General features: G+C 64.2%; 3 protein-coding genes. 1 reads left to right on the forward strand and 2 read right to left on the reverse strand.

Annotated features, from left to right (window positions below; translation table 11 throughout):
• Positions 1 to 90: 90 nt before the first annotated feature.
• Positions 91 to 2,934 (reverse strand): isoleucine--tRNA ligase, encoded by a 2,844-nt coding sequence (gene ileS / locus ACWKY3_RS13680; RefSeq protein ID WP_449316947.1) that lies wholly within the window; start codon positions 2,932 to 2,934, stop codon positions 91 to 93.
• Between the two features lie 125 nt (positions 2,935 to 3,059).
• Positions 3,060 to 3,788, reverse strand: coding sequence for a Fic family protein (locus ACWKY3_RS13685; RefSeq protein WP_449316948.1), 729 nt, complete (start codon positions 3,786 to 3,788; stop codon positions 3,060 to 3,062).
• Positions 3,789 to 3,984: 196 nt separating this feature from the next.
• On the opposite strand from ACWKY3_RS13685, the gene ACWKY3_RS13690 reads away from it, so the two are divergent.
• On the forward strand, positions 3,985 to 4,486 hold a 502-nt coding region (locus ACWKY3_RS13690; RefSeq protein WP_449316949.1), incomplete at its 3' end, for a DegV family protein.

Here is a 4,486-nt window from a genome sequence, read left to right on the forward strand (position 1 = left end):
TCCTTGGAAGGGGAAAACAGGAGCAGGGTGTGCTTGCTGGGCGCCCGCGTCTGAGAGGACGCGGGCGCGCTCGTCTGCTCGTCCAAAGCGCTACTCCCCTTCGGCGAACCCGATGGCGTCAAGCGCGTCGCCGCAGCGCGCGCACACGTGCGGATGGGCCGGGTTGCCGCCAAGCTCGCGGTAGTTCCAGCAGCGCGGGCACTTCTCGCCGTCGGCGGGACGGACGGCTGCGGAAAGCTCGTCTCCCTGGGCGAAGTCCACGCCAGAGACGATGAACAGCTCGCCGAGCGCCTCGGGGCCGAACGCCTTGAGGGCCGCCAGCTCCTCTGCCGGCGCCGTCAGGGTGACGGCGGCCTCTTGGCTCTTGTTGACCAGCTTGGCGGCGCGCGCGTCCTCGAGCGCCTTGGTCACCGCCTCGCGCGCGGCGAGCGCCGGCGCGAACGCGTTGATCTCGCCCTGCACGTCGGCGGGCAGGGCGGGCGCGAAGTCCGCGCGGGCGGGCCAGCCGGCCAGCTGCACACTTGTCAGAGCGTCTCCGCGCGCGGCGCGCATACCTTTAGGATAGTGCTCCCACACCTCGTCGGTCGTGAAGGACAGCACCGGCGCCAGCACGCGCACGAGCGATTCCAGGATGTTCATGAGCACCGTCTGCGCGGCGCGGCGGCGCGGGCTGTTTGGCGCCTCGGAGTACAGGCGGTCCTTCGCCACGTCCATGTAGATGGCCGACAGGTCGTTCACGAAGTCGTAGCACGCGCGGTACGCCGCGTTGAAGCGGCACGCGTCGTAGGCGGCCTCCACCTCGGTCACCAGCAGGTAGGTCTTGGCCATCATGTAGCGGTCGATGGGCTCGAGCGCCTCCCAGTCGCCCACGACGAGCGCGTCCGAGAAGTCGTCCAGGCTGCCCAGCAAAAAGCGGAACGTGTTGCGGAAGCGGCGGTAGGCGTCGGAGACCTGCTTCAAGATGTTGTCGGAGATGCTCACGTCCTGGGAGTAGTCGACGCTGGCCACCCACAGGCGCAAAACGTCGGCGCCGTACTTCTCCATGACCTCGGCCGGATCGACGCCGTTGCCAAGCGACTTGGACATCTTGCGCCCCTGCTCGTCCACCGTGAAGCCGCAGTGCATGACCGATTTGTACGGCGGCACCCCGTAGGCGCCCATGCTGGTGAGAAGCGACGACTGGAACCAACCGCGGTGCTGGTCGGAGCCTTCCAGGTACAGGTCGGCCGGGAAGCGCAGTCCCTCGCCCTCGCGGTGCCTCAACACGGAGGTGTGCGACACGCCGCTTTCCCACCACACGTCGAGGATGTCCTTCTCGGGCATGAGCTCGAAGGAGCCGCACGCCTCGCACTTCGTGCCGCGCGGCAGGTACTCGGAGGGCTCGCGCGTGAACCACGCGTCGGCGCCTTCGCGGTTGAAAAGGTCGATCACCGCGTCAAAGGTGGCCTCGGTGGCCACCGTGCTTCCGCACTTGGCGCACTTGAACACGGGGATGGGCACGCCCCAGGAACGCTGGCGCGAGATGCACCAGTCGGGGCGGTCGGCCACCATGCTCCCGATGCGGTTCTCGGCCCACTTCGGCACGAATTCCACCTGGTTGTAGATGGCGTCGAGCGACCGCTCGCGCAGGCTGTTTTTGTCCATGGCAACAAACCACTGGTCGGTGGCGCGGAAGATGACCGGCTCGTGGCAGCGCCAGCAGTGCGGGTAGCTGTGCAGGATCCTCTTCTCGGCCACCAGCGTGCCGCGCTCGCGCAGCCATTCGATGATGGCCGGGTTTGCCTCATCAACGTCAAGCCCCGCGAAGGAACCCGCCTCGTCGGTGAGCACGCCGTTGTCGTCCACCGGCATGAGCAGCGGCACGTCGAACTCCAGCGCCACCAGGTAGTCGTCCTGGCCGTGGCCGGGGGCCGTGTGCACCGCGCCCGTGCCCGAGTCGAGCGTGACGTGGTCGCCGTAGATGATGGTGCCCTTGAGGTCTTGCCTGATGGGGCACGTGTAGGCAAGGCCCGTGAGCTCGCGGCCCTTGAGGGCCACCGGCTCGCCGTCCTCGCCGCGCACGAGGTCGTAATCCTCCCATCCGGCGATCTCGGCCACCTGCTCCACCAGCTCGCGGGCGAAGATCATGTTCGCTCCGTCGGCCGCCACCATCACGTAGTCGGCGTCGGGCGCAAGCGACACGGCGGTGTTGGCCGGCAGCGTCCAGGGCGTGGTCGTCCAGATGAGCACGTGCGCGTCGCCGGTTGCCCCTGCGGCCTCGAACACGCCGGGCATCGCGTCAAGCTTGAAGCGCACGAAGATGGAGGGCGATTCTTCGTCGGAGTACTCGATCTCGGCCTCGGCGAGCGCGGTGTGGCAGCGCTTGCACCAGTGGATGGGCTTGCGGCCGCGGTACACCGAGCCGTCTAGGTACATCTTCTTGAACACCTCGACGTTGCCCGACTCGTAGTTCGGGGTGAACGTGAGGTAGGGATGCTCCCAATCGGCGTTCACGCCGAGGCGCTTGAAGCCCTCGCGCTGCACGTCCACGTACTTCTCGGCCCACTCGCGGCACAAACGGCGCAGCGTGGGCTGGTCGATGGCGGCCATCTTCTCGGGGCCGAGCGTCTTTTCCACCATGTGCTCGATGGGCTGGCCGTGGCAGTCCCAGCCGGGCACGTAGGGCGTGAAGAAGCCGCGCTGCGCATGGGACTTGTTGACGAAGTCCTTGAGGATCTTGTTGAAGGCATGCCCGATGTGGATGGGGCCGTTGGCGTACGGCGGCCCGTCGTGCAGGATGTGCGGCTTGCCGTCCTTGTTCTTTTCGAGCACGCGCTCGTAGATATGCTCTTCCTCCCACCTCGCCAGCCGCTTCGGCTCGTTCTCGGGCAGGTTCGCCCGCATCGCGAAGTCGGTCTTGGGAAGGTTCATCGTGTCCTTGTACGTGTTGCCCACTGAAACGTGCCTTTCCTCTTATCCGCTCGGTATCCGCTCGGGCGACCATCCGCTGGCCCCCGTATTCGTCAAACTTGTTCAGTATAAGGAAAAGCGACCTTCGATTCCACCGAGAAAGTCCGGCCCTACCCTATCTCCGTTGCTTCCACATGCGGAACGAGCGGCAAAAACCGCGCTACGAAATCGTCTTGGAAACTGCGGCAGGTGTCGAGCAGCCACCCGGGCTCGTCATCGTAGTTCGCAAGCCCGCGGTAATAATACGCTTTCGTATCGTCTCGCACGATGAAAGGAACGATGTCGTTTACAAGGCATTCGCGAAACATGATGATACGACCCACGCGCCCGTTGCCGTCTTGAAAGGGATGAATCCGTTCGAACCGCCAATGAAAGCCGACGATAGACGCAAACGTGCGCGGTTCTGCTTGGTAGGAGTCCAGCAATGCGTTCATGCGGGCGGGCACGTCCTGGGGGGCGGTCGTGAGCACGCCCCCCACCTCGTTTGGCAAAGTCTTGAACACGCCCGGCTCGTACGCCACATCGGAAAGGGCCTGATCAGTGCCTTCCTTCAAGACACGATGAAACTGCTTGACCAGGTTGATCGAAAGCGGTTCGTCGGCCGTGTCCAGCATGAGGTCGAACAGGCGGAAATGGTTCGCAGCCTCCCGAACATCGTCAAGGCGCACAAAACCCTCAACAGTACGCGTCTCGAAAATCTGTCGCGTCTGGTCCTCGGTCAGGCGCGACCCTTCGATATGGTTCGAGTTATAGGCAAGTTCAACTTGCGTTTTGTGGTAAATGCTGCCTTCAAGCCCGATGCGCTTCTGCCTGCGATATTCTTCCAGCACGTTGCCCATAAACCATGCACCTCGCTTCCCATCGGGCATCAAAGCCGATGGAGAGTCGGCAGCGCCCGGAATCGCTGGCCCACCATTATACTCGACGCATGCGCATCAACCCGTCATCGTATACGCACGTTGTGTGCTATATTGCGTTCGGCAAGAAAACACGGCTCTGCTTTCGGAGCGGAGTCGTAAGAAAGCGGAGGCTCCCATGGACTTCGAGATCGTCACCGATTCCAGCAGCAACCTCGTCGAGGAGATGATAGACGAGTTCGGGCTGCACATCCTGCCCCTCACCTTCATGGTGGACGGCGAGCAGTACCAAAGCTACCTCAAAGGCGAGCATACCGACCTCAAGCAGTTCTACACCATGATGCGCGAGGGCAAGGTGATCACCACGTCGCTGCCGAACCTGGCCGATTCCGAGGCGCTCATGCGCGGGCTTCTGGAGCAGGGGCGCGATATTTTGTACCTGGGCTTCTCAAGCGGGCTTTCGGGCACGTTCGAAGCCACGGAGCTGCTGATGAAGCAGCTTGCGGGCGAGTTTCCCGATCGCAAGCTCTACGCCGTGGACACGCTGGCGGCCTCGGGCGGGCAGGGGCTGCTCGTGTGGCACGCCGTGCAGCGGGCGCGCGCGGGCGCGTCCATCGACGAGGTGCGCGACTGGGTGGAGGCCAACAAGCTGCATCTGGCCCACTGGTTCACGGTGGACG

The sequence above is a fragment of the Rubneribacter sp. genome, assembly GCF_965361815.1.